This window comes from Alkaliflexus imshenetskii DSM 15055, from assembly GCF_000517065.1.
GTDB lineage: Bacteria > Bacteroidota > Bacteroidia > Bacteroidales > Marinilabiliaceae > Alkaliflexus > Alkaliflexus imshenetskii.
The window spans coordinates 920,218-942,765 of sequence record NZ_KI912105.1 but is presented as its reverse complement, the minus strand read 5'-3'; the positions used below and the strand labels follow the sequence as shown (position 1 = coordinate 942,765).

16 protein-coding genes are annotated in these 22,548 nt (G+C 44.8%); 11 read left to right on the top strand and 5 right to left on the bottom strand.

What is annotated here, in order from left to right; translation table 11 throughout:
• Nucleotides 1–69 precede the first annotated feature (69 nt).
• From ALKIM_RS0103945 to ALKIM_RS0103935, 3 genes are all read left to right on the top strand, one after another.
• Nucleotides 70–3,330 (top strand): TonB-dependent receptor, encoded by a 3,261-nt coding sequence (locus ALKIM_RS0103945; protein WP_026473510.1) that lies wholly within the window; start codon nucleotides 70–72, stop codon nucleotides 3,328–3,330.
• Nucleotides 3,331–3,541: 211 nt separating this feature from the next.
• On the top strand, nucleotides 3,542–4,243 hold the full coding sequence (locus tag ALKIM_RS0103940; RefSeq protein ID WP_026473509.1) for a hypothetical protein: 702 nt from the start codon (nucleotides 3,542–3,544) through the stop codon (nucleotides 4,241–4,243).
• A 21-nt stretch (nucleotides 4,244–4,264) separates the two neighbouring features.
• A complete protein-coding gene (locus tag ALKIM_RS0103935; RefSeq protein WP_026473508.1) occupies nucleotides 4,265–6,253 on the top strand; it encodes a methyl-accepting chemotaxis protein in 1,989 nt (662 codons plus the stop codon).
• 76 nt (nucleotides 6,254–6,329) lie between these two features.
• Here ALKIM_RS0103935 and ALKIM_RS0103930 read toward each other — a convergent pair whose 3' ends face one another.
• Nucleotides 6,330–7,466 carry an alkaline phosphatase gene (locus ALKIM_RS0103930; RefSeq protein ID WP_026473507.1) on the bottom strand — a complete coding sequence of 379 codons (1,137 nt, stop codon included), beginning with the start codon at nucleotides 7,464–7,466 and terminating at the stop codon, nucleotides 6,330–6,332.
• Between the two features lie 365 nt (nucleotides 7,467–7,831).
• On the opposite strand from ALKIM_RS0103930, the gene ALKIM_RS0103920 reads away from it, so the two are divergent.
• The 8 genes from ALKIM_RS0103920 (at nucleotide 7,832) to ALKIM_RS0103885 (ending at nucleotide 18,490) form a co-directional block, all read left to right on the top strand.
• Nucleotides 7,832–8,254 (top strand): RrF2 family transcriptional regulator, encoded by a 423-nt coding sequence (locus ALKIM_RS0103920; RefSeq protein ID WP_052345341.1) that lies wholly within the window; start codon nucleotides 7,832–7,834, stop codon nucleotides 8,252–8,254.
• Between the two features lie 11 nt (nucleotides 8,255–8,265).
• Complete coding sequence (gene cysK, locus ALKIM_RS0103915) at nucleotides 8,266–9,189, top strand: cysteine synthase A (protein ID WP_026473505.1); 924 nt, start codon at nucleotides 8,266–8,268, stop codon at nucleotides 9,187–9,189.
• Between the two features lie 81 nt (nucleotides 9,190–9,270).
• A complete protein-coding gene (locus ALKIM_RS0103910) occupies nucleotides 9,271–11,088 on the top strand; it encodes an assimilatory sulfite reductase (NADPH) flavoprotein subunit (RefSeq protein ID WP_044117729.1) in 1,818 nt (605 codons plus the stop codon).
• A 56-nt stretch (nucleotides 11,089–11,144) separates the two neighbouring features.
• Nucleotides 11,145–12,848: an assimilatory sulfite reductase (NADPH) hemoprotein subunit gene (gene cysI, locus ALKIM_RS17545; protein ID WP_044117728.1), complete on the top strand. Its 1,704-nt coding sequence runs from the start codon at nucleotides 11,145–11,147 to the stop codon at nucleotides 12,846–12,848.
• Between the two features lie 15 nt (nucleotides 12,849–12,863).
• Nucleotides 12,864–13,145 (top strand): DUF2061 domain-containing protein, encoded by a 282-nt coding sequence (locus tag ALKIM_RS0103900; protein ID WP_218916660.1) that lies wholly within the window; start codon nucleotides 12,864–12,866, stop codon nucleotides 13,143–13,145.
• Nucleotides 13,146–13,339: 194 nt separating this feature from the next.
• The gene (locus tag ALKIM_RS0103895) at nucleotides 13,340–13,792 is read left to right on the top strand and encodes a precorrin-2 dehydrogenase/sirohydrochlorin ferrochelatase family protein (RefSeq protein WP_026473502.1); all 453 of its coding nucleotides are present in this window, start codon (nucleotides 13,340–13,342) and stop codon (nucleotides 13,790–13,792) included.
• Nucleotides 13,793–13,825: 33 nt separating this feature from the next.
• Complete coding sequence (gene cobA / locus ALKIM_RS19120; protein WP_052345337.1) at nucleotides 13,826–15,670, top strand: uroporphyrinogen-III C-methyltransferase; 1,845 nt, start codon at nucleotides 13,826–13,828, stop codon at nucleotides 15,668–15,670.
• 363 nt (nucleotides 15,671–16,033) lie between these two features.
• Complete coding sequence (locus tag ALKIM_RS0103885; protein ID WP_026473501.1) at nucleotides 16,034–18,490, top strand: alpha-ketoacid dehydrogenase subunit alpha/beta; 2,457 nt, start codon at nucleotides 16,034–16,036, stop codon at nucleotides 18,488–18,490.
• Between the two features lie 115 nt (nucleotides 18,491–18,605).
• On the opposite strand, the gene ALKIM_RS0103880 is transcribed toward ALKIM_RS0103885, so the two are convergent.
• The 4 genes from ALKIM_RS0103880 to ALKIM_RS19115 form a co-directional block, all read right to left on the bottom strand.
• Complete coding sequence (locus ALKIM_RS0103880) at nucleotides 18,606–19,928, bottom strand: cysteate synthase (protein ID WP_235714368.1); 1,323 nt, start codon at nucleotides 19,926–19,928, stop codon at nucleotides 18,606–18,608.
• Nucleotides 19,929–20,157: 229 nt separating this feature from the next.
• Nucleotides 20,158–21,054 carry a DUF4382 domain-containing protein gene (locus tag ALKIM_RS0103870; RefSeq protein WP_026473499.1) on the bottom strand — a complete coding sequence of 299 codons (897 nt, stop codon included), beginning with the start codon at nucleotides 21,052–21,054 and terminating at the stop codon, nucleotides 20,158–20,160.
• Nucleotides 21,055–21,082: 28 nt separating this feature from the next.
• A complete protein-coding gene (locus tag ALKIM_RS0103865) occupies nucleotides 21,083–21,505 on the bottom strand; it encodes a hypothetical protein (protein WP_026473498.1) in 423 nt (140 codons plus the stop codon).
• Nucleotides 21,506–21,769: 264 nt separating this feature from the next.
• Nucleotides 21,770–22,489, bottom strand: a complete 720-nt coding sequence (locus ALKIM_RS19115; RefSeq protein WP_052345334.1) for an energy transducer TonB — start codon at nucleotides 22,487–22,489, stop codon at nucleotides 21,770–21,772.
• Nucleotides 22,490–22,548 lie beyond the last annotated feature (59 nt).

Below are 22,548 nucleotides of genomic sequence, written 5' to 3'. Positions count from 1 at the left end.
CAAGGCAAACACCAATCCTTAGTTTTGATTCATATTTTTAAATATTTTATTTCAAATTCTGACTAATTCATGAAAAGATTACTGAGTTTTATCTTGTTATTTGCTGCATCATTATCGGTGGCTTTTACCCAGGTTACCACATCGGGTATAAGCGGACGAATTACCGGTGGTGCACAGGAGACCCTTCCCGGAGCTACTGTTGTTGCGGTGCATAAGCCATCAGGCACACAGTATGCAGCCATATCAAATGCCGAGGGTTACTATTCAATTCAGGGCATGCGTCCCGGCGGCCCCTATGAGGTAAACATCTCTTTTATTGGTTACCGTGCGGAATCTTACAGCGACATTACGCTTTTGTTGGGTCAGGTTTTTGTGTTGAATGTTACCCTTCGCGACGACGCAGTTGACTTAGGAGAAGTTGTGGTAGTTGGGTATAAAAATTCTGCCTTCAGCACCCAAAAAACCGGCGCATCAACCAACGTAAGTAGTGAAGAGATTAATTCTCTACCTACCATCAATCGTAGTTTGAATGATTTTACCCGTTTAACACCCCAGGCAGGAGCAGGAAGCAGTTTTGCAGGCCGCGATGGCAGATACAATAACATTACCATCGATGGTGCTAACTTCAATAACAACTTTGGATTGAGTTCCAGAAACCTGCCCGGTGGAGATGCTCAGCCAATAAGTCTTGATGCCATTCAGGAAATTAGTGTAAACATTGCTCCTTTTGATGTGCGCCAGTCCAATTTTACGGGTGCCAACGTCAATGCCATCACCCGCAGTGGCGACAACCAGTATAAAGGTTCAGTATATACCTATTATCGTGATAAATCATTTAATGGCGATAAAGTTGGTGACGCTGAGCTGGATCTTGAAAAGACCACTACTAAAACTTATGGCGGACGTGTAGGTGGCCCAATCATCGAGAATAAGCTCTTCTTTTTTGTGAATGGCGAAATAGAATCATCGTCTTTCCCAGGCATTAACTGGCGTCCTTCCGACCCGGCAAATGGCATCAACGCCAACCCTGATGCTTATATTTCCAGAGCTACAGTGGCCGATTTGGAAAGAATGAAGAACCATCTGATAAACCAGCATGGTTACAATCCCGGAGATTACCAGGGATTTGGCAATTTTAACAGCGATAACCACAAGTTTCTGGCTCGTTTGGATTGGAATATTGACTATAACCACCGTTTGACTTTGCGATACAATACTGTACGTTCTGAGAACGACCAGGGTATCAATGCTACAAGTGCGCCAAACCCACGTTCATCATTCGGTCGTGTGAGTGAGAAATCAATGGCTTACAGCAACGCATTTTATGGTTTGCTGAACACGGTACACTCATTTACAGGTGAATTGAACAGTGTGCTCGGCAGCAACCTTTCAAACAAGATGCTGGTAACTTATACCAAAATTCGCGATACCCGTTCAAGTGGAAGCGATATCTTTCCGTTTGTGGACATTTATCAGGATGGCGATCCATACATGTCGTTTGGTTATGAGCTTTTTAGTTTTGACAATGATGTGAAAAACAACGTTTTCACATTCACCAATAATTTGAGCTATTATCTTGGTAAACACACCCTTACGGCCGGTATCTCGTTTGATCGTCTCTATTTTGGAAACAGCTATAAGAGATACGGTACATCTTATTACCGTTTTGCATCGATGGATGCATTTATAAATGGTGCATTGCCTACAGTGTTTGGTTTAACCTACCCTTATGAAGGTGCTGGCGATGGATATGCTGAGCTGAACTTCGGTCTTGGTTCTGTATACCTTCAGGACGAGTTTCAGGTGAATGATCGTTTGCGTCTTACGGGAGGAATTCGTTTCGATAGGCCTTTCTTCTTTGATGACTTGTTGCCCAACCCAGCTATCGAAGCATTAACATTTCAGGATTTAAACGGTAATCCCGAAAAGCTGGATGTGGGTTCATGGCCGGATGCCAAAGTGCTTTTCTCACCCCGTTTTGGCTTTAACTGGGATGTGGACAGTGAGCAGAACATCAAAGTGCGAGGTGGTTCAGGTATTTTTACTGGTCGCTTGCCTTTTGTATGGTTTACCAATCAGCCAACCAATAGTGGGGTGTTGCAAAATACTGTTGAGATTAGCTCTGCTGCCACTATTTCCGATATGAATCTTGGCTTTTCTGCGGATCCTTTTGCTCACGTGAATAAGTTCGCACAACAGCCTGCCAACGTTGCTCCAGGCTCCATCGCGCTTGTTTCTAAAGATTTTAGAATGCCTCAGGTGTGGCGAAACAACCTGGCTGCCGACTTTAAGTTGCCACAAAACACCGTGCTCACCATCGAAGGTATCTATACAAAAGATATCAACGCCATTATTCAACGTAATGCCAACTCTACTCCGGCTTCTGGCGGAACACTTGCCGGACCCGATAACAGACCATTGTACGCTGCTGGCGACCGCAGAATTAATTCGGGAGTTGCATCGGCCATTGTTCTCGACAATGTAAGCAAAGGTCACAGTTACTCATTAACTACCCAGATTTCACGTGGCTTTAGCAATGGTTTCTTTGGTTCACTGGCCTATACGTATGCTATGGCTAAGGATTTCACTGCCAACCCCGGCTCTACGGCTGTTTCAGTATGGAGTGTAAACCCAACTGTTGATGGTGCCAACTATCCCGATTTAAGCTATTCAAGTTTTAACATACCACATCGTGTGGTTGGAGCAATAAGCTATAAAGCTGAATATTCGCGTAATTTAGCAACTACTTTCTCTCTTTATTATCAGGGATCAAATCAGGGACGTCTGAACTATATCTATTCAAACGACATCAACAACGATGGTTACTCCTTTGATTTGATGTATATTCCTAAAGACGATACCGAAATTCGCTTTGTGGATATTGTAAGTGGAGGTAATGTGGTGCATACTGCTGCCGCTCAGCGTCAGGCTTTCTGGAACTATGTAGATCAGGACAAATATCTGAGTGCCAATAAAGGCAAATATGCTGAGCGTTTTGGTGTACTCATGCCATGGAATCACAGATTTGATTTTAAAGTACTACAGGATGTAATTGTGAATGCCGGAAATCGCAAACATACACTGCAAGTTAGTTTTGATTTGCTCAATGCCGGAAACTTCCTGAACTCCGATTGGGGTGTGCTAAAACGTCAGGTTACCGGAAGCTTTGAGAACATACCGCTTTTGCAGTATGCCGGAAACGATGCTGAAGGAATTCCTACATTTCGTATGAATCAGGTAGGTGGCGAGTTGCCTACTCAATCTTTTGTAGATGTATTATCTACTGCCAGTACATGGAGTGCCCAGATTGGTTTGAGATACATCTTCTAAGCGTGTTGATAGTATAGAAGTAGTTTATACCCAAAAATTTTCACTGTTACTGATTAAGGGCTGTTGCGAACGCAACAGCCCTTTTTTTGTAATTGTTAAAATGAGGATGTGTACTATTGAATTGTTTTAACATTGTTTAGTCATAATGCTGGAACATTGACAAAGATTATTCGTTTAACCAAGTATGATTTTTATCACATTTTTTTTATAGATGAAGCACATTTTACTTTCCCTTTTACTTTTTCCCCTAACCTTATTTGCTCAAAACCGTGATGCGTTAAGTCTCGACGCTGGGTTTGATATTTACAGCCGCTATGTGTGGCGTGGGGCAATGTTCAGCAATTTGCCGAATATTCAGCCTGCTCTTACAGCAGGTGTCGGGAACTTTTCGTTTACTGCCTGGGGCTCATACGCGCTCACGGGTAACTATGCCGAAGTTGACCTTTTCTTGTCTTATTCAAAGTCAGGTTTTACGCTCTCGGTAAATGATTATTTTGCCGTGAATGAGGAGGATTTGTCCTTTACCGACTATGGCAATTGGCAACGTTCCACTACCGATCATTTGGTTGAAATAGCTTCTGTTTATGAATTTGGTTTAAGCAATTTGCCTTTAACGCTTACTGCCAGTGTGATGGTTTATGGAGCCGATTTAAATCAGTCGGATAAGCAAAACTATTCCACATACTTTGAAGCCAGATATGATCTCACACTCGAAAGTTCACAAGTTGGCATATTCACAGGAGGAACAGCCAATAAAGGTTACTACGCCGATAGCCCGTCCATCGTAAATGTAGGAGTCGATTTTCGTAAAACGACTAAGATTACAGATGGTTTTGGAATTCCGGTGCATTACAGTCTGATTTATAATCCGGCATTAAAGAATATCTTTTTTGTTCTTGGGTTATCATTTTAAGTTAAAAAAAATTCTATAGTGATGATGAGGAAGCATAAGAAAGAGACTTTTGTCTCTTTAAAACGGAAGTTGGGTTTAATTATAGGTATTGGGATGACCACTGTGGCAGTCATTCTGATTGTTGTAGGCACTGTACAAGGACGTTACAGGGCAATGGCTGCCACGCAGAGTGAAGCGGCGGCCATCGCCAGAGATATCACTGGGCAGATTAGCCAGTTGCTTGATGATGCTGTTTTTATTGCACAGTTGAGTGCTGAGGCCTTCTCAGTGTATGGACCCAATTCGGAGTTCGGAACATTAAGTCGTTCTGCAGCTCAGGAGATGGGGGCAAGAATGTTAAGGTCAAATGATGTTTTTTTAGGTTTTACTATTGCTTATGAGCCCAATGCTTTTGATGGCCGGGATAAAGAGTATGTGAATGCGCCGGGACATGATCACACCGGACGTTTTTTGCCATTTATTACACCAATGGATGATGGAGGCTATGATGTTTCCGCATTGTTTGATTACGAGTCATCGTCCACAGGCAGATGGTATTGGGGTGCCAAAGAAACCATGAGAGTATATATGACTGAGCCAGTAGTTTATCCTGTGCAAGGCGAAGATGTGCTAATGATATCATGTAATGCGCCCATCATACAAAATGGACAATTTTTGGGTGTTGTTGGTGTAGATCTTCCAATTGGCTATATGCAGGAAGTTATATCAGCTGGTGATTATTATGATGGGAAATTGCAGGTTGAGGTCTTTTCATCATCAGGAATGATTGCTGCCAATCGTTTGTATCCTGAATTGATAAACAAGTCGATATCCGAACTTAATCCAAATACGTACGATTCAGATTTAGAATCCATTTCAAAGGGTACAACCGAGGTCCTAATGCAAAATGATAGAGTTGAGTTAAGGATACCTATCCGGATTGGTGATAGTGGGAAGTATTGGCAGGCACGTTTTTCACTCCCTGTAAGCGTAATTATGCAAGATGCCAATCGTTTGATGTTTGGTCAGCTTCTGGTAGGACTCTTGTTAATTGTACTTGGCGTTTGGCTTGTGGTACGATACACCCGGTTAATCATTCGTCCTCTCGACGGGATGGTAGCAATGGCCAACGCCATGGCAGCAGGGGATTTGGAGTCTGACTTTGAAGTTAATTCAACCAACGACGAAATAGGTGTGTTGTATAAGTCTTTTTTAGCGATGCGCACAAAACTCACTGAGATTATTCATCAGATAGTTGATGGAGCCAATTATATTTCAGATGCAAGTAATCAGTTGACAAGTACAAGCATTCAATTGTCGCAGGGCGCTTCTGAGCAGGCTTCATCCACTGAGGAGATTTCATCCACGATAGAGGAGATATCCTCAAATATAGACCAGAATTCACTTAACTCAAAAGAGACAGGGCGCATCTCAAATCTTGCGAGTGAGGGAATCAATAATGTGGCTCATAAAGCACAAGATGCGATGGAGGCCAGTCGTATTATATCTGAGAAGATTTTGGTTATCAACGACATTGCGTTTCAGACCAACATACTGGCATTGAATGCAGCTGTGGAAGCTGCGCGGGCAGGTGAGCATGGTCGTGGATTTTCAGTTGTGGCAGCCGAAGTGCGCAAATTGGCTGAGCGCAGTAAAATAGCTGCTGATGAGATTGTGAAATTAACACGTGACAATCTTGAACTTACAGAGAGTGCAGGCATACAGATGATGGAGATTATCCCTCAGATTGAAAAGACCAGCCATCTGGTGCAGGAGATATCAGTTGCCTCCGACGAGCAATCAGTAGGTGCCAATCAGGTTAACAATGCCATTCAGGAGTTGAGTCATGTAATTCAGCAAAATGCTGCAGCCAGTGAGGAGATGGCTTCGAGTGCCGAAGAGTTGTCGTCTCAGGCTGAAAGTCTTAAGAGTTTGATAGGATATTTTAAGGTAAGTGGCAGTTCAATGAATAATGGTGCTTTAAGTTGTCCGGTGGGCAAAAACATGGATTCGCTTAAAAAAACATTTTAGTCCGGATTGATTTATAATAAAAAGGCCGATTCTCTGCATTTTTGAGAATCGGCCTTTTGGTTATGGCGATGACTGTTTACTTGGTAAATCCGAACAGCTTCATCATTTTATTGAACAGGTCAGTGTTGTCAAAAATACCCATAAACTCTTCAGCTCCGGGGCCATAAGCAAACACAGGCACCATCACGGCCGAATGGTCGGTGGTAGTATAGCGGGCTGTTACTGTTAGTGAATCAAAGCATCCATCGTTAATGGTCATACCTCCAGTTTCGTGATCCGATGCTACAATTACCAAGGTTTCGCGATTTTGAGCTGCAAATTTCAGCGCTGCTCCCACGGCACGGTCTGTATCAAGCATTTCTCCAACAATGTAGGGCGTGCTGTTGGCATGACCGCCCCAGTCTATCTGAGAGCCCTCAATCATTACAAAAAAGCCGTTTTTGTTGGCACTTAATACCTCAATGGCTTTTTGGGTGGCCTCTGTGAGCATCTCGCCACGGGTGTCGAATTGCGGATTGTGTCCATCGGCAGTGAAAATAGCCATTGGGGCTTTGTTGTCACCTGATGCCGACTGCCAATCAGTGTATATTTTATAGCCTTTCTTTTTAAGTTCAGCTGTTAGGTCGCGTCCATCCTTGCGATTTTTAAAATGCTCCAAACCTCCACCAATAAAAATGTCGATATCGGTTTTAAGGAAATCTGCCGCAATTTCTTCATACATATTTCTGGATGGCTGATGCGCTATGAAAGATGCAGGTGTGGCGTGCGTTATGCCTGAAGTGGCAACTAATCCTGTCGCTTTCCCATTTTTGCTGCTAATCTGCAGGATTGTTTGAATCGGTTCATTGGCTGGGTTAACCGAGATGGCTCCATTGTTTACCTTTTGTCCGGTGGCAATGGCTGTACCTCCGGCTCCTGAATCGGTCACAAAATTGTTCGCACTTTGGGTGGTGGTGAAGCCTATGTGCTTCATGTGGTTGATGTTCAGTGAGCCTCCGTTGGCTGTGATGGCTCCGAAGAGATGAGCTGTGCCCATACCATCCGCAATAAAAAGTATGATGTTCTTAGGTGCTTTTTTGAACTTGGGCGTTCCCAACTCCACGATTTCATGTCTTGCGGTATTCGTAAAAGTGGCCAGAGAGTCCGCTGTTTGAGAGTACCCTTGAACTAAAAATGCTACAAAAAGTAAAATACTAAATGTGATTTTGTACATGGAATGATGATTTTATAGGTGTGAAACTTAATATTCGCTTTGGGTATTCAATGATGGCAGGTTCGAGAATTAAAAGTAAGTCTTTTTGAACGAATCACCGTTATGATATCGTTAAAAGTTGCCTGGTGGCTTCTGCTGTTTGAGATTTTTTTTGCAGGTGATGCCCAAAACGCTAAATCATATATTATTAATATGAAAAATATACAGGCAAATCCTGTGATTTTAAGGTCATGACAGTCAGTTAATTGCCTTCTTTTGGGTGCTTTATGAATCTAAATCATATATAAAAGATATGAAATATTAGTCCTTTTTCTTGATTTTGTATTATATCAGCCATTATATTTGCAATATAAAATCATATAAAAATGATGCGCTTTTCAAACAGAGTTAAATACGGTCTTCAGTTTCTATTGTTTCTTGATGTGGACAATGAAGATTATACCGACATACAAAGAGCGGCCCTGTCGTGTGATATACCGCATAAATTCCTGGAAGGTATTGCAGTGGATTTAAAGAAGGGCGGCGTGCTGGATGTGAAACGCGGTGCTGGTGGAGGATACCGACTTACACGTAATCCACGTGAGATTTCGTTGGGAGAGGTGGTAGCAATACTTGAGAAAAAGGAGTCTAAAATCTACGAAGAAAGTAGGGAATTAACCCGCCAGGTGGTTGATGAGGTTCTTACGGATGCGCTTGACGGTTTCTGGCAAATAATGAATGGTATGACTTTGTTTGATATTCAAAAGAGATATTATGAGAGTGCCGATAAAATAATGTATTACATCTAAAACAGGATAAAATGGGAAAAATTGCAAACAATATCATTGAGCTGATTGGCCGTACCCCTTTGGTACGTATCAACAAATTGGTTAACGAAGGTGCCGCTGAGTTGTATGCCAAACTGGAGTTTTTTAACCCTGCCGGTTCGGTAAAGGATCGTATTGCACTGGCAATGATCGAAGATGCTGAACAAAAAGGTCTTATCAATAAAGACTCTGTTATTGTTGAACCAACAAGTGGAAATACTGGTGTTGGACTGGCTTTTGTGGCCGCAGTAAAAGGCTATAAACTTATTCTGACCATGCCTGAAAGCATGAGCATTGAGCGTCGCAAGTTGCTCAAAAAGTTTGGTGCTGAGCTTGTGCTTACGCCTGCAGCAAACGGTATGAAGGGTGCCATTGCAAAGGCCACGGAGATTGCCACTGAGAATCCCAACTCGTTTATTCCTCATCAGTTTAAAAATGCTGCAAACCCTGCTGTACATCGTAAAACCACAGCTGAAGAGATTTGGGCCGATACCGATGGTCTGGTCGACATATTTGTTTCCGGAATAGGTACCGGCGGAACCATTACCGGTGTTGGCGAGGTGCTTAAAGCGCGCAACCCAAAAGTTAAAGTTATTGCTGTTGAGCCAGAAGCCAGTCCGGTGCTATCAGGTGGTCAACCCGGCCCTCATAAAATACAAGGTATTGGAGCCGGCTTTATCCCCGATGTGCTCAACACTTCAATCTACGATGAGGTGGTGAAAGTGAGTAACGACGATGCCATACATACTTCGCATCTGGCAGCCACACAGGAAGGTATTCTTTGCGGATACTCATCGGGCGCTGCACTTAAGGCGGCAGTGGATGTGGCTAACCGACCAGAAAACAAAGGAAAACGTGTAGTAGTGGTTTTGCCCGATACCGGTGAGCGATACCTCAGTTCCTTTGAAATAGAATAGTGAGCATCCCAAACAGCTGCAAACCGGAAACAGGCTTCCGGAGGCGGCTGTCCCATTACAATTATAAACCCAAAATTTATCATGTCCGATAATCAATTGTTTAAGCCCGAGTTGAGAAGCCAATTGCAGCAGGTGTTATCAAACCTTAACAGGGAGCAGTTGTTGTGGCTTGGCGGATACATCTCGGCAGCCATCGACTTTGCGCCATCTGCTGGCAGCGTGGTGGCTGATCCTATCATTGAGCCCAAAGCTGTGGCTCAGGAGGCTGAGTCAGCGGTTGTTTCAAGCAAGAAGCGATCTCTCGCCATACTATACGGTTCACATTCGGGTAATTCGCAAAAAGTAGCCGTGCTGGCCAATCAGGAGGCTCAAAGACAGGGTGTTGAAAGCCGTGTTGTTAGTATGGAGGATTACAATGCCCGGTTCTTAAAGGATGAGGAGCAGTTGCTTGTGGTGGTTTCAACCCACGGCGAAGGAGAACCGCCTCTGGCCGCCCAGGAGTTATATGATTTGATGGCAGGCAAAAAGGCTCCCCAACTTAACGATCTGCCTTTTGCCGTAATTGCGCTGGGCGACAGCTCTTATAAGAAGTTCTGCCAAACTGGGATCGATTTTCACAACTTCATATCCCGACAAGGTGGAAAGCCGCTGCGCGAAGTGGCCATGCTGGATACCGATTTCAATAGCGAACTCGGCGCCTTAATTCCGTCAGTTGTTGAGTTGTTTGCGAAAAGTGAAGGCTTAAACGGACAGGCGGCACCATCAAAACCACGGCAGAGCCAGGAGGTGGTTGCATCGGATTTGCCCGTTGAAGCACCCTTACTTACCAAACTGCAATTAAATGGACGTGGCTCTGACAAGGAGACCTGGCATCTTGAAATATCTACTGATAAAACAGGCTTGGTTTATCAGCCTGGTGATGCCCTCGAAGTATTTGCCAACAATAATCCCGAATTGGTTCAGTCTGTTTTAAAGCAGTTATCTCTGGATGGCAGTGAGAAGGTTAACGTGGATGGTCAAAGCATTACGCTCGAAGAGGCATTGACAAACTATTACGAGTTAACCATTGTTACCTCGCAGGTGGTGAAAAAGTATGCAGCCCTTTTGCCCGATACATCATTGAACAAACTGCTTGACGATGCCGATAAACTCGAAACGTTTCTGGAAGGTACGGATGCCCTTGATTTATTCACCAAATATCCGGTTGCACTTACTGCTGAGCAGTTGCTTTCTGTTTTGCGTTCGTTGCCTCCAAGAGCTTACTCCATTGCCTCAAGTCCATCGGAAGTAGGCAGCGAAGTACACATTACAGTGGGTGCCGTGAGATACGAAAAGGATAACCGCAACAGAGGAGGTGTCTGCTCCACTTTTATTGCCGATAGGCTTAAGGACAGTGACTCCTTAAAAGTTCGAATACGTCCTAACAATCAGTTCCGGTTACCGGCCAATGGCGATACTCCCGTAATAATGGTTGGTGCTGGCACAGGCGTGGCGCCCTTCCGGAGTTTTATGCAGCACCGTGCAGCGTTAGGCTCAAATGGTAAAAATTGGCTCATTTTTGGCGACAGACATTTTACAACGGATTTCCTCTATCAGTCAGAGTGGCTAAAGTATAAGAAAAACGGCTTGCTAACCAGATTGGATGTGGCGTTTTCGCGCGATCAGGAAGAGAAGCGTTATGTACAGCACCGTATGAAGCGCAACGGAAAAGAGCTTTATCGCTGGATTGCCGAAGGTGCTCATTTCTATGTGTGTGGTGACATGAAAAGAATGGCACTTGACGTTAAGAATGCATTTCTCGACATCCTTCAGATAGAAGGAAATATGAGCCGTGAACAGAGTGAGGCATTTCTTCTGAAACTCAGAAAGGAAGGTCGATACCAGGAGGATGTTTACTAAATCGTTGCCAAGAGTGAATTAACCATCTATTATCAGAAACAACAATTGACGACACCATGAGCAATCTACCAAAACCCACCGAATGGAAACCATCACCGGTGGAACATATAAAAACCAACAGCAACTATTTAAGGGGCACCATTTTGGATGGTTTGGCCGATGAGACAACCGGTGCCATCTCAAATGATGACACACAACTTATTAAGTTCCATGGCAGCTATCAGCAAACCGACAGGGATTTAGATGCGGAACGTAAAAAACAAAAGCTTGAGCCGCTCTATAGTTTTATGATCAGAGCCAGAGTACCTGCCGGTATTGCCACGGCCGACCAGTGGCTGGTTTTTGACCGTCTGGCCGATCAATATGCCAACGGCACACTGAAACTTACTACACGTCAGGCTTTTCAATGGCACGGCGTGTTGAAGCGAAACTTGAAGAAAACCATGCAGGGTATAAACTCCACATTGCTGGATTCAATTGCTGCTTGTGGTGATGTGAACCGCAATGTGATGGCTACCTCTAATGAGGGGTTGTCACCCTTGGTTCCAGAGGTGGCGGCTTTTGCCAAAACCATCAGTGACCACCTTTTGCCGAAAACCTCTGCTTATCATGAAATATGGCTGAACCAGCAACTGCTAACAGGTGGTGCTCAGGATGAAGAGCCCATTTATGGTAAAACTTACCTGCCCCGGAAATTTAAAATTGCGCTTGCTGTGCCTCCATATAACGATACGGATGTGTTTGCCAACGATATTGGTCTGATTGCCATTGGCGATGGTAACAAACTTCTTGGATACAATGTGGCAATTGGGGGAGGAATGGGTATGACCTTCGGTATGGACGATACCTACCCGCGTCTTGCCGACGTGATTGGATACGTGGACAAAGCCAACGCGCTTGCCATTGTAGAGGAGATAGTGAAGGTGCAACGTGACTATGGTAACCGCGAGAACCGTAAATTATCACGCCTCAAATATACTTTGGATCGCCTGGGTACAGATGTGTTCAAAGAGTTGGTGGAGGAGAGAGGTGGTATCAAGTTTGAACCTGCCAGACCTTACGAATTTAAACAAAATGGTGATGTGTTTGGCTGGACTCAAGCTGCATCCAAAAAGTGGTATCTCGGATTGTTTGTGGAACACGGACGAGTTAGAGATGCGGGTAATTACAAACTTAAATCTGCTCTACGCGATTTGGCCCGTATCAAGGTTTGTGATTTCAGGTTAACCGGTAACCAGGGTTTGGTGTTGGGACGAGTGGATGAGGTGGATAAGGAGAGGGTAGAGAAAATTCTGGAGAAGTACAACGTTTTTCCCATCGATGCCATCTCCGGCTTACGACGCAACGCCATTGCCTGTGTGGCACTTAATACCTGTACACTCGCTTTTGCCGAAGCCGAAAGGTATTTGCCATCGCTCAACACAAAAATTGAAGCCATCCTGAAAGAGAGTGATTTGGAGCAGGAGGAGATACTGATTCGTATGACGGGTTGCCCCAACGGTTGCGGACGTCCATTCTTGGGCGAGATAGGTCTTATAGGGCGTTCATTGGGAAAATACAACCTATATCTGGGAGCTGGGTTTTCGGGCGACAGACTCAATACGCTTTATCGGGAGATGCTCGATGAGGACGGCATCCTGAAGGAGTTGTCTCTATTAATACCTCAATACGCCGAGGAGCGTAAACCAGGCGAACGCTTTGGCGATTTTGTGGTTCGCAAAGGCATTGTGAATGCCGGACAACAAGTGAGTGTGATTTAAAATGATAATCGGGATGTGGCTTCAATATTGGTTTTAAGCCACATCCGCAAACTGATTACCTTGACCATGATAAACGAAAACAGATACAGAAGCATCGCCAAAGCCATATCTTATCGCGTCACTGGCACCTGCTTCACCTTTCTTGTGGCTTATGCGCTTACCGGCAGATTTATGATTGCGCTTTCAATAGGAGGCATCGAGGCCGTTTCAAAAGTGTTTATTTACTATTGGCACGAGCGCCTGTGGGACAAAATAAAGTATGGCAAAAAAACTGCTGGCCCCGAGTATGAGATTTAAGGTTGTAAATGGGAATACGGTTTTTGTTTAGTTATAGATTTTGAGGGAAAGAAAGAGCTGCTATTTGGTGCGTTTTATCGTCATTTTGTTACCTCTCTTTTCTGCTCATCTTACATCTTAATATATCACATCTAACCATCTCACATCTAAATATCTATCCTCTCATCATCTTACATCTGTTAAAACCAATTGTCATGAATTTTCTACCTGTCGGCATCAATATCGAGAATGAACAAATCCTCATCGTGGGCGGGGGAAATGTGGCCTTGCACAAAATTGAGGGGTTGGAGCGGTTCACCCATAACATAAAAGTTGTGGCACCGCAAATTCATGAGGGCATCAAAAGCAGACAATGGGTTGAAATAGAGGAGAGGGGGTTTGAATCAACCGATCTTGAGGGGCACTTGCTGGTATATGCTGCCACTGGCGACAGGGAACTTAATAACCGCATACGCTCCGAAGGGCGAAAACTCCGATGCCTTGTCAATGTGGTGGATAAATCACGCGATTGTGATTTTCTTTCGCCCGCAATACTTAAAGTAGAGAATATGACTGTAGCCGTAAGTTCAAACGGGAAAGATGTGCACGCTGCTGTGCGGTGGCGCAATCAAATTCAATCTCTCGTAAGCGATGGTATCATTAAATAAAGGTTGAGTCTATAATTGTTTAAAATGCACCTTATGTCACAAAATATAAACACTATACGCATTGCAACTGCTTCATCTGAAAGTGTGAATGCATCACGGAACTTAGTATTGAGTCGTTTCTCAGACATAGATTTTCAGGATGTGGATGCGTTTAATAATGGCACGCCAAGCTTACGACTGGAGTCAGAAGTGTATGAAGTAGCCCAACTAAACCGGTCAGTGGTTATTGGCGAAGCCGACGTAGCTGTTTATGCAGCGTATAGGTTGCCATATCCACTACCCGAAGGTTTGCAGGTGATTGCCTTGTTGCAGCCCGAACGCGAAGAGATTACGGCGTCGGAGAGAGGCTTCTTTTTGTCACATCGTGAGCCGGAGCATCCTTTAAATGGCTTTGTGGCTATGGTGGCACGCATTGATAGTAAACTTCCTTTTGAGGTATTTGCATTGGAAGATGTGAGACAAAACTGGGGCAGTGTATCGGTAGCGGGTTTTGGCCCGGGCAATGCCGAACTTATTACTGTTAAAGCCTTAAAAGCGCTACAAAATGCCGATGTGATATTTTACGATGACCTTTTGGATGCTACTCTTTTGGATGAGTTTACCGCTGAGAAGATTTATGTAGGTAAGCGCAGCTCACGTCATGCTTTCAGGCAGGAGCTTATCAACGAGCAGTTGTGGCGTGCAGCTGTTTCGGGCAAAAAAGTGGCTCGCATCAAAGGTGGCGACCCTCTGATATTTGGTCGTGGCATAGAAGAGTATCACTATTTAAAAGCTCGCCTGGTAGAAGCAGAAATTGTTCCCGGCATTTCAAGCGCAATGGCGGCTGCGGCCGATTCTCTGGTGCCACTTACAGCAAGGGGCGTCTCATCTTCCGTGGCTTTTCTTTCGGGGCACGACCTGGAGAAAATAGTGATACCAAAGGCAGATACCCTGGTGTTTTTTATGGGTGCTGCGCAGCAGCCTCAGTTGGCTCAAAAACTTATTGAACTTGGATGGAGCCCCCAAACCCCTGTGGCCGTGGTGCAAAATGCTTCTTACAGCCATCGTGACATTCGCCGGTACACACTCCGGTCGCTTTCTGCGGCGGACGACTGTCTGCTGTCACCGGTAATTATTTTAGTTGGATGGACTGCCTCTGCCAATCCCGATGACAAACCCAAAAAGTGGCTCTACACCGACAACAATATTTCAGATTTTCAAGAGAGTGGGCTTTCTGTTCATGCGCCATTTTTTCGTTTTAAGTCAGCAAATCCGGAGCTTTTGCCTGTGCTTAACAAAACCCGGAAGGCTGATCGTATTCTCTTTACCAATCCTCAGTCGGTCGAATATTTCTTCGCAGCATTATTGAATGCCGGATTGGATGTGCGAAGCATCTATCATCTCGAAATTGATGCTGTAGATGATAAAACTGCCCGTGCTCTAAAAAGGGCAGGATTGCTAGTGAAACCTATTGCCGCTGACGGCAATGAGACTCAGGTGCTGGATTTTTATAGAAATTCAGTGAAGAGCGACAAGCAGTTGTTGCTGCCGGGCTCCGATGAGTTTACTTCGCTGTTTGGTATATTGCTGAAGGATGCAGGTTACGCCGTTGTTAACCTGCCTGTTTATCGCATTGAGCCATTGAAAAATCTATTGGTACATAACTTACCCGATTTCCATGGGGTGGTGTTTACCTCACCTGAAGCTGTAACACGGTTTTCTGAAGTGTATAACGGTTTTCCGGCCTATTTGGAGTATGCTTTTCGTGGTGCTTTTGCCCGCAAACGGTTTATCGGCCTGGGCGGTGTCATCACGCCATCAATCAAAAGCAGCCCATCAGAGAAGGAGAGTGTTGCTTTGTCAGAAATAGAGTCGGCTTTCTATAGAATGGTGCTTTAAATTAATGAGATTTTATAATCTGGATTATTTTTGTCAACCACTTTAAAAGTATACTTTCCGTTTTAATATGTTGGTTTCAATAAAGTTTTAAAGTTTCACATTTTGTAAGTAGCATCCATATTCCAAGCAGAGCTTAATAATACCCGATAATATTCAAACATTAATCGGGTTTATCTGTTTGACTGATGGCTGCAAATTCTTTTCCGGAGACAGACTGGCAGAAAAGTTGGATGTGGCTCTTTGTTACGGAGTTTTGAATTATCCTGTATTAAGAAAGGGCATAGTTGGCGGCTTTGTCCTCTTTTATCTGCGGGATATTTCGTTAAGGCTTCGGGCATATCCATTAAATTTTTATTAATTTGTATGCTAAAGAGAGAAATTCAAATGGAAATGGCGCTTATGTCAGATACCGGTCTAAGTTTCGAAGATTTTAAGAAAGAAGTACTCAACGATTATAAACTCGCTCATGTCAGCAGGCAGATGAGCCTTGTTGCCCGTAAGGAAGTACTTACAGGGAAAGCCAAATTTGGTATTTTTGGTGATGGTAAAGAGGTGGCTCAGATTGCCAAAGCAAAGCAATTTCAAAAGGGCGACTGGCGCTCGGGTTATTATCGTGACCAAACGTTCATGCTCGCCACGGGCATGACAACTCCCAGAAACTTTTTCGCCTTGCTATACGGAGAAACACGCACTGAGTTGAATCCGGACAATGGGGGGCGTTCGTTTAATAACCATTTTGCCACGCGCATCATTGATGAGAATGGCAATTGGAACAGTCAGACTACGCGTGGAAATACCGCATCCGACATCAGCCCCACAGCAGGCCAGATGCCGCGAATGGTAGGATTGGCATTGGCCTCAAAGATATACCGTAACAATCCGGCTCTTCACCATAAAAAGGAGTTCAGCAATGGCGGCAACGAGGTGGTTTTTGGCACCATTGGTGATGGAAGCACTTCCGAAGGGCATTTTTTTGAGACGCTTAACGCTGCCGGTGTGCTTCAGATTCCAATGGCTGTTTCAGTCTGGGACGATGGGTATGCCATATCGGTGCCTACTAAGGTGCAAACCATTAAGGCCAGCATCTCCAAAGCATTGAAAGGTTTTGAGAAGATGGCCAAAGATGAAACCGGCATATTGGTTTACCGTGCAAAAGGTTGGGATTATGCTGCGCTGTGTCAGATGTATGAAGAGGGAATTGCCCAATGCCGCAAAGAACATGTGCCGGTGCTTTTCCACGTAGAGGAGCTTACCCAGCCAATGGGGCACTCCACTTCCGGCTCGCATGAGCGCTACAAGTCTGCAGACCGCATCCAGTTTGAGAAAGAGTACGACTGCCTGGTACAGATGCGAAAATGGATTCTCGAAACCGGCATGGCCACTTCCGCAGAACTCGACGTGCTTGAGAATAGCGCACTTGATGAGGTTAAAACGGCCCGTAACGAGGCTTATGAGGACTACATGGAACCGCTCAAAAAAGAGCGGGATGAATTAATACACCTGGTAACTTCCAAGCATTGTGTCTGCCACATGGCACGGCAGCATATGATTGATGATGCCATTGTCAAACTTAAGAACGCGCTTGTACTTAATCGGAAAGAGATTCTTAGCGCTGCCCGTAAAGTTCTACGGAATGTGTGTGCCAACTGCGAAATGCCAGGCGGATTAAAGTTGGAACTTAAAGCATGGGTGAATGCCTATCGCCACATGGGTGAGGAGAAATACAACCGTCACCTTTATGATGAGTCGGAGCGATCATCGATGAAAATAAAACCCGTTGAGCCGCAGTACGCGGATGAAATAGAGACCATTCCGGGACGTGAGATTTTACTTCAGAACTTTGATGCCCTATTGGCCAAAGAGCCACGTTTGGTGATTTTTGGTGAGGATACCGGCAAACTTGGCGGTGTAAACCAAACTCTTGAAGGCATGCAGGCCAAGTATGGCGAGTTAAGGGTTTTTGATACCGGAATTCGTGAAACAACCATCGTAGGGAAGGGCATTGGATTGGCATTGCGCGGATTAAGACCCATCGCCGAGATACAATATTTTGATTATCTGCTTTATGCGCTTCAAACATTGAGCGACGATGTGGCCACGCTGCATTACCGCACAAAAGCGGGGCAGAAAGTACCTTTGATAATCAGCACCCGTGGTCACCGGCTCGAAGGGCCGTGGCATGCAGGCTCGCCATTGAGCATGGTCATCAACTCCATTCGTGGTGTTTATGTTTGTGTGCCCCGTGACATGACGCGCGCTGCCGGTTTTTATAACACGCTGCTTCAGGGCGACGACCCGGCATTGGTCATTGAACCACTCAACGGGTACCGGATACGCGAACAAAAGCCTGAAAATCCCGGTGAATACAAAATTCCACTGGGCGTACCCGAAGTGCTACGCACAGGCACCGATGTGACGCTGGTCACTTACGGCTCTTGCGTTAGAATTGGCATGGAAGCTGCCGAGCAGTTAGCTGCAATAGGTATTTCTGTGGAGCTGGTTGATGTACAAACTTTGCTGCCCTTTGATGTGGGGCATACCATAGTGGAGTCGGTGAAGAAAACCAGCAGGGTCATATTTTTTGACGAGGATGTGCCGGGAGGTGCCTCTGCCTACATGATGCAAAAAGTGCTAGAAGAGCAGAAGGCGTTTTATTATCTCGATGCACCGCCGGTAACCGTATCGGCAAAAGATCATCGTCCGGCTTATGGTACAGATGGCGACTATTTTAGTAAACCAAATGCCGAAGATGTGTACGAAGCGGTATATGCCCTTATGAGTGAATCCGACCCCAAGCGGTTTCCGCCAATTTATTCTTAGAGACTAATGAGGCAGGAAGCGTGATATGTTTTTGAATCGTAGTTACAATAATAGAGCGAGGCCTGATACATTAATTTGTGTCAGGCCTCGCTCTTTTTTTTTTATGAGGTTTATGTTATTTGCACCCTACCGGATTTATGGCCGGGAAGAGTGCTTTCATTACTTTTTTTATTTCATCCATGCTCGTGCTAATATCAAACACATGGTTGGGTTGCAGATAGTGGTATTTATTCTCTTTCTTAAAGAGTTTCTCGCCTCCTCCGGTAATGTTCAGCATCACGATGGCATCCTTTGGAATTCTGCCCTCTTTGGCTTCTTTAATGAGAGTGGCAGTGGCCACGGCTGCTGCCGGATGAATGTCATTGCCTTCCAATTCTTCAAAAAGGCGCGCTGCTTCATCGGCTTCGGCGTTGGTGGCTTTAAGTACGTCGCCATCCGTATTTTTAAGGCAGTCGAATAATCCGCCAATAATGGGATAGGCCGGTTTCCGGTTGGAGAGTACTTTGGCAGTGATTTCTTCAACCTGATGACGCGCCACATCATCATCCAGCGGTAACATCTGTCTCGAATTTGCTTTCCATGCATCGTAAATGGCCAGAAAGGGTGCGTTTTGTGAAACCATCAGTTTCATTTGGTTTCGGCCAAAGCGTCCATCCACAATCAAACGGTCAATGGCTTCCCAGGCAGCAACTGCGCCGGTGCCGCTTCCTACCGCCTGAAAGTAATAATCGGGTATTTTACCGATGAAATGAACGGCCGACAGCACTGTGGTACCCATGCCATCCCTGCGGGCGATGTTTCTGGCACCACCTTCGGGAAAGAAACCCGGCATACACGATATTTTATTGGACAGATGTATGGCATCAAAATAGTCACTGCCCGAACGTGTGCAGATGAGTTTCACATTGTCGTTGATGGGTTCATCGAACCAGAGCGCATCCAAGTTATCTTCGGGCACACAGAGCAACAGCGGAATGTTGTTGTCGGAGCAAACTCTGGCAAAGGCACGCGCCGTATTGCCGGCCGAAGCCACCACAAGCGTTCCTTGCGTATCTTCGGTGATGCGCCCGCCTACGGTATAGGCTTCAGTCTCTTTAAAAGAGCAGGTGCGCATGGTTACGCCTTTCTCGGGCCAATAACCGCTGAAGGTGATGTATAGATTTTCAAGCCCAAGATATTCTGCAAGGCCTTTGCTCTTATAAGTTGCTGGTGCCGATGAGCCTTTCAGGAAGCGTGTAACAGGCAGCCAGTCGGCAAAGCGAAACACCCCCAGTGAGGCATCTTTCACATCTAGTTGCACCTCTTCGTATACGGCTCTAATCAAGGTGTCTACCTTTTCTCCCGGGGCATCAAGTGTCCAGCCGGTATCGCTAAATTGCTGGCCGGTATTAACCGACTGTAACAAATAGTGCGTGGGCTTATTATTTGAACTCATCATGTTATTCTTTTCATCGGCAAAAATAGTTTATTCTGATGATTTTCGTAGGAAATTTGCCGACAAATGGTTTTTATTCAAAAAAACAGAGGGGCTGCAAACCTTTGTCCGCAACCCCTCTTCACTTACCCTAACCCAAATTTTTCTTTTCGATATATGATGGTTCGGACGACAGCGCAGTATGGCGTGTTTTTAAAAATCATTTTCCATACTGCAACTGCCTCTCTTTCATCTATTCAAAGCTATTTAAATCAATGTTTTGAATGGTGGCTTTCCGACTTTCAACTTCAACATCTTGGATGATGCCGGCCACCGTTACAGCTTCATTTTCATCGACAATTACCACCACGAGGTCATAAGTGCCTTCGGCAAGGTAGGCTATGTGATAGTGACCTGCTTCATCTGCCACGTCGCTGCTTACGGCATTGGGGAAACGGGTTGCTTCCTCAGCCGGCTCGTCGGCTTCACTTTCGGTGTAGGTGCCTGTTTCATAGGCGTAAACTACCACGGTTCTGTTTTCTTCGATGCCCGTAATGTCACCTTTAATTTTTCCGGCCTCATTGTTAACTACCAGGCGGATGGTTGGTTTTAGTATGTATTTTCCTGAAATGCCAGCTTTCACAACTGACTTTCTCACGTCAAAATCTGCTGTTACGTCCACTTCGCCATTCACGGGCACATGGAATGAGCCAACGGCTTTATACCCGGTTTGTCCGCCCGATGGCACAAAAAGTGGTTCCGTGCTGCCATCTTCAAACTCAAGATAACATCCCGGGTTTGAGTGGTTTCCTTGTCCGTAAGTGGGCATATCAAGCAGAAAGCGAATTTGAGTATAGGTTCCGGCAGACAGCTCAAAACTTCCGAGCAAATCTGAAGTGCCTCTGGTTAAATCCAGAAGGTTGTAGGTTTTTGGACCTTCAAAATCTTCAACTGTCACCCAGTCATTGTTGTTGTGATACTGAATTCCGATGATGGAGATGTATACGCCCGTGATGCCGTCAGTATCAATTGGTGCATCCGTAATTGATAGGTTGAGCGTGCCTTTACCACTAATTGAATCGCTCTTTTCACAAGCTCCGTAAACAATAAGCGTTAAGGCTATTGCCAGAAAATATAGTGTTCTTTTCATTGTAATAGTGCTTTAGTGAATAATCTTTTTATTTTCCTCTTTTGGTGTTCTGCCGTTCTTGTTGGTTTACCCGATTGGCATTGGCGTTTTGGCCTGCTGATTCAGGTCTGGCGCCTTGACGTTTTTCAACGCGTTGTGCATCCTGACGTACGGCTTCGGAACGTGTGCGTGCATTCTCTCGACGTTCAGCCCGGGTGCGGTTTTGCTGGGCTTCTTCCCGTTTTGATTGTCCGCGTTCAACACCTTCGCTTCTGCGTTCGCGTGTTTGCTGCAGAGCTTCCTGTGCTTGCTGGTTCTGGATTTGCTCCTGGGCCTGAACGGCCTGCTCGTTTTGTTCCTGAGTTCTGGTTTTAACGCGTTCGCGCACTTGTGTGCGGTTTTGTTCTGCTTCCTGAGCTATGGCACCTGCACTTACCAGTAACATGGCTGCCAAAATAACTTTTGCTTTCATCTTTCTTTTTATTTAAGGTTTAATGAAATGTCCCGACACACTCATTTGAGACTATTTCTACTATTCGATTGTTTCCTTTTTCTGAATCAAATATGCATCATCAATAATGAAGAATTAATGAAAAAGGAAGCGTGGTTTTACTTTCTTTAAATACTGGCAGAGAATTTAATATTGACTGTTTTCCAGTATTTACGTAACCAAATGTAGAACCTGAAAGATGAAGATTGAATGAAAGAATTGTTGGAAAGGTAAGTTTTTAGAATATTAACGTAGATTGAAGTTAATCGGGATTGTCATACTCGATTTATATGGCAGTCCGTTACGTTTGGCGGGTGTCCAGTTGGGCATACGAAAAATGATGTTCAGAGCTGCCTGATCCAGATCGTAGTCAACCGTCCTTACAAGTACCGGATTCACAAGAGAACCATTGGTGTCTATATCAAATTTCACATATACGCGTCTCTGAGCCTTTTTTTTGATGGCTTCACGCGGATAAATCAGATTACGTGCAATAAAGGCATGCATTGCGTCAATGCCTCCTTTGTATTCGGCCTTTTCGTTGTATGGGAAGTATTCGCAGGTTGTGCCTTCAGTGTCAAAGTAGTTCCCAGCTATCAAATCATCGTTTACATAATACTCTTCCCTCGCCATTACGCCATTTTCATAATAGGATATAAAATGTTCTTCAGTACCTCTTTCTGTGTAGTAGTAGTTTGTGGAGTCTGCAATAGCGCCATCATCAAAAAAAACTGTTTTCAAAACCAGATACCCTTCTATATATTCGGAGCGCTCTGATATTTTTCCATTGGAGGAGTAGATGTTGCTCTCGCCATGCGGTTTGCCTGATTTGAAGTGTTTTATTGATTTGATGTGGCCATTGGGCAAGTAACAGATTTCCTCTCCTTCGGCACGGAAAGAGTTGCGCTCAATAGCTTGGTCGTGGGTGCTGGTATATACGGTTCTTTTAAGGGGGTCCGGCGGCATAGTGTTCGGTTACGAGCCAAATGTTTTCTGCTACCGGGGATACTATTCTGTGATAATGA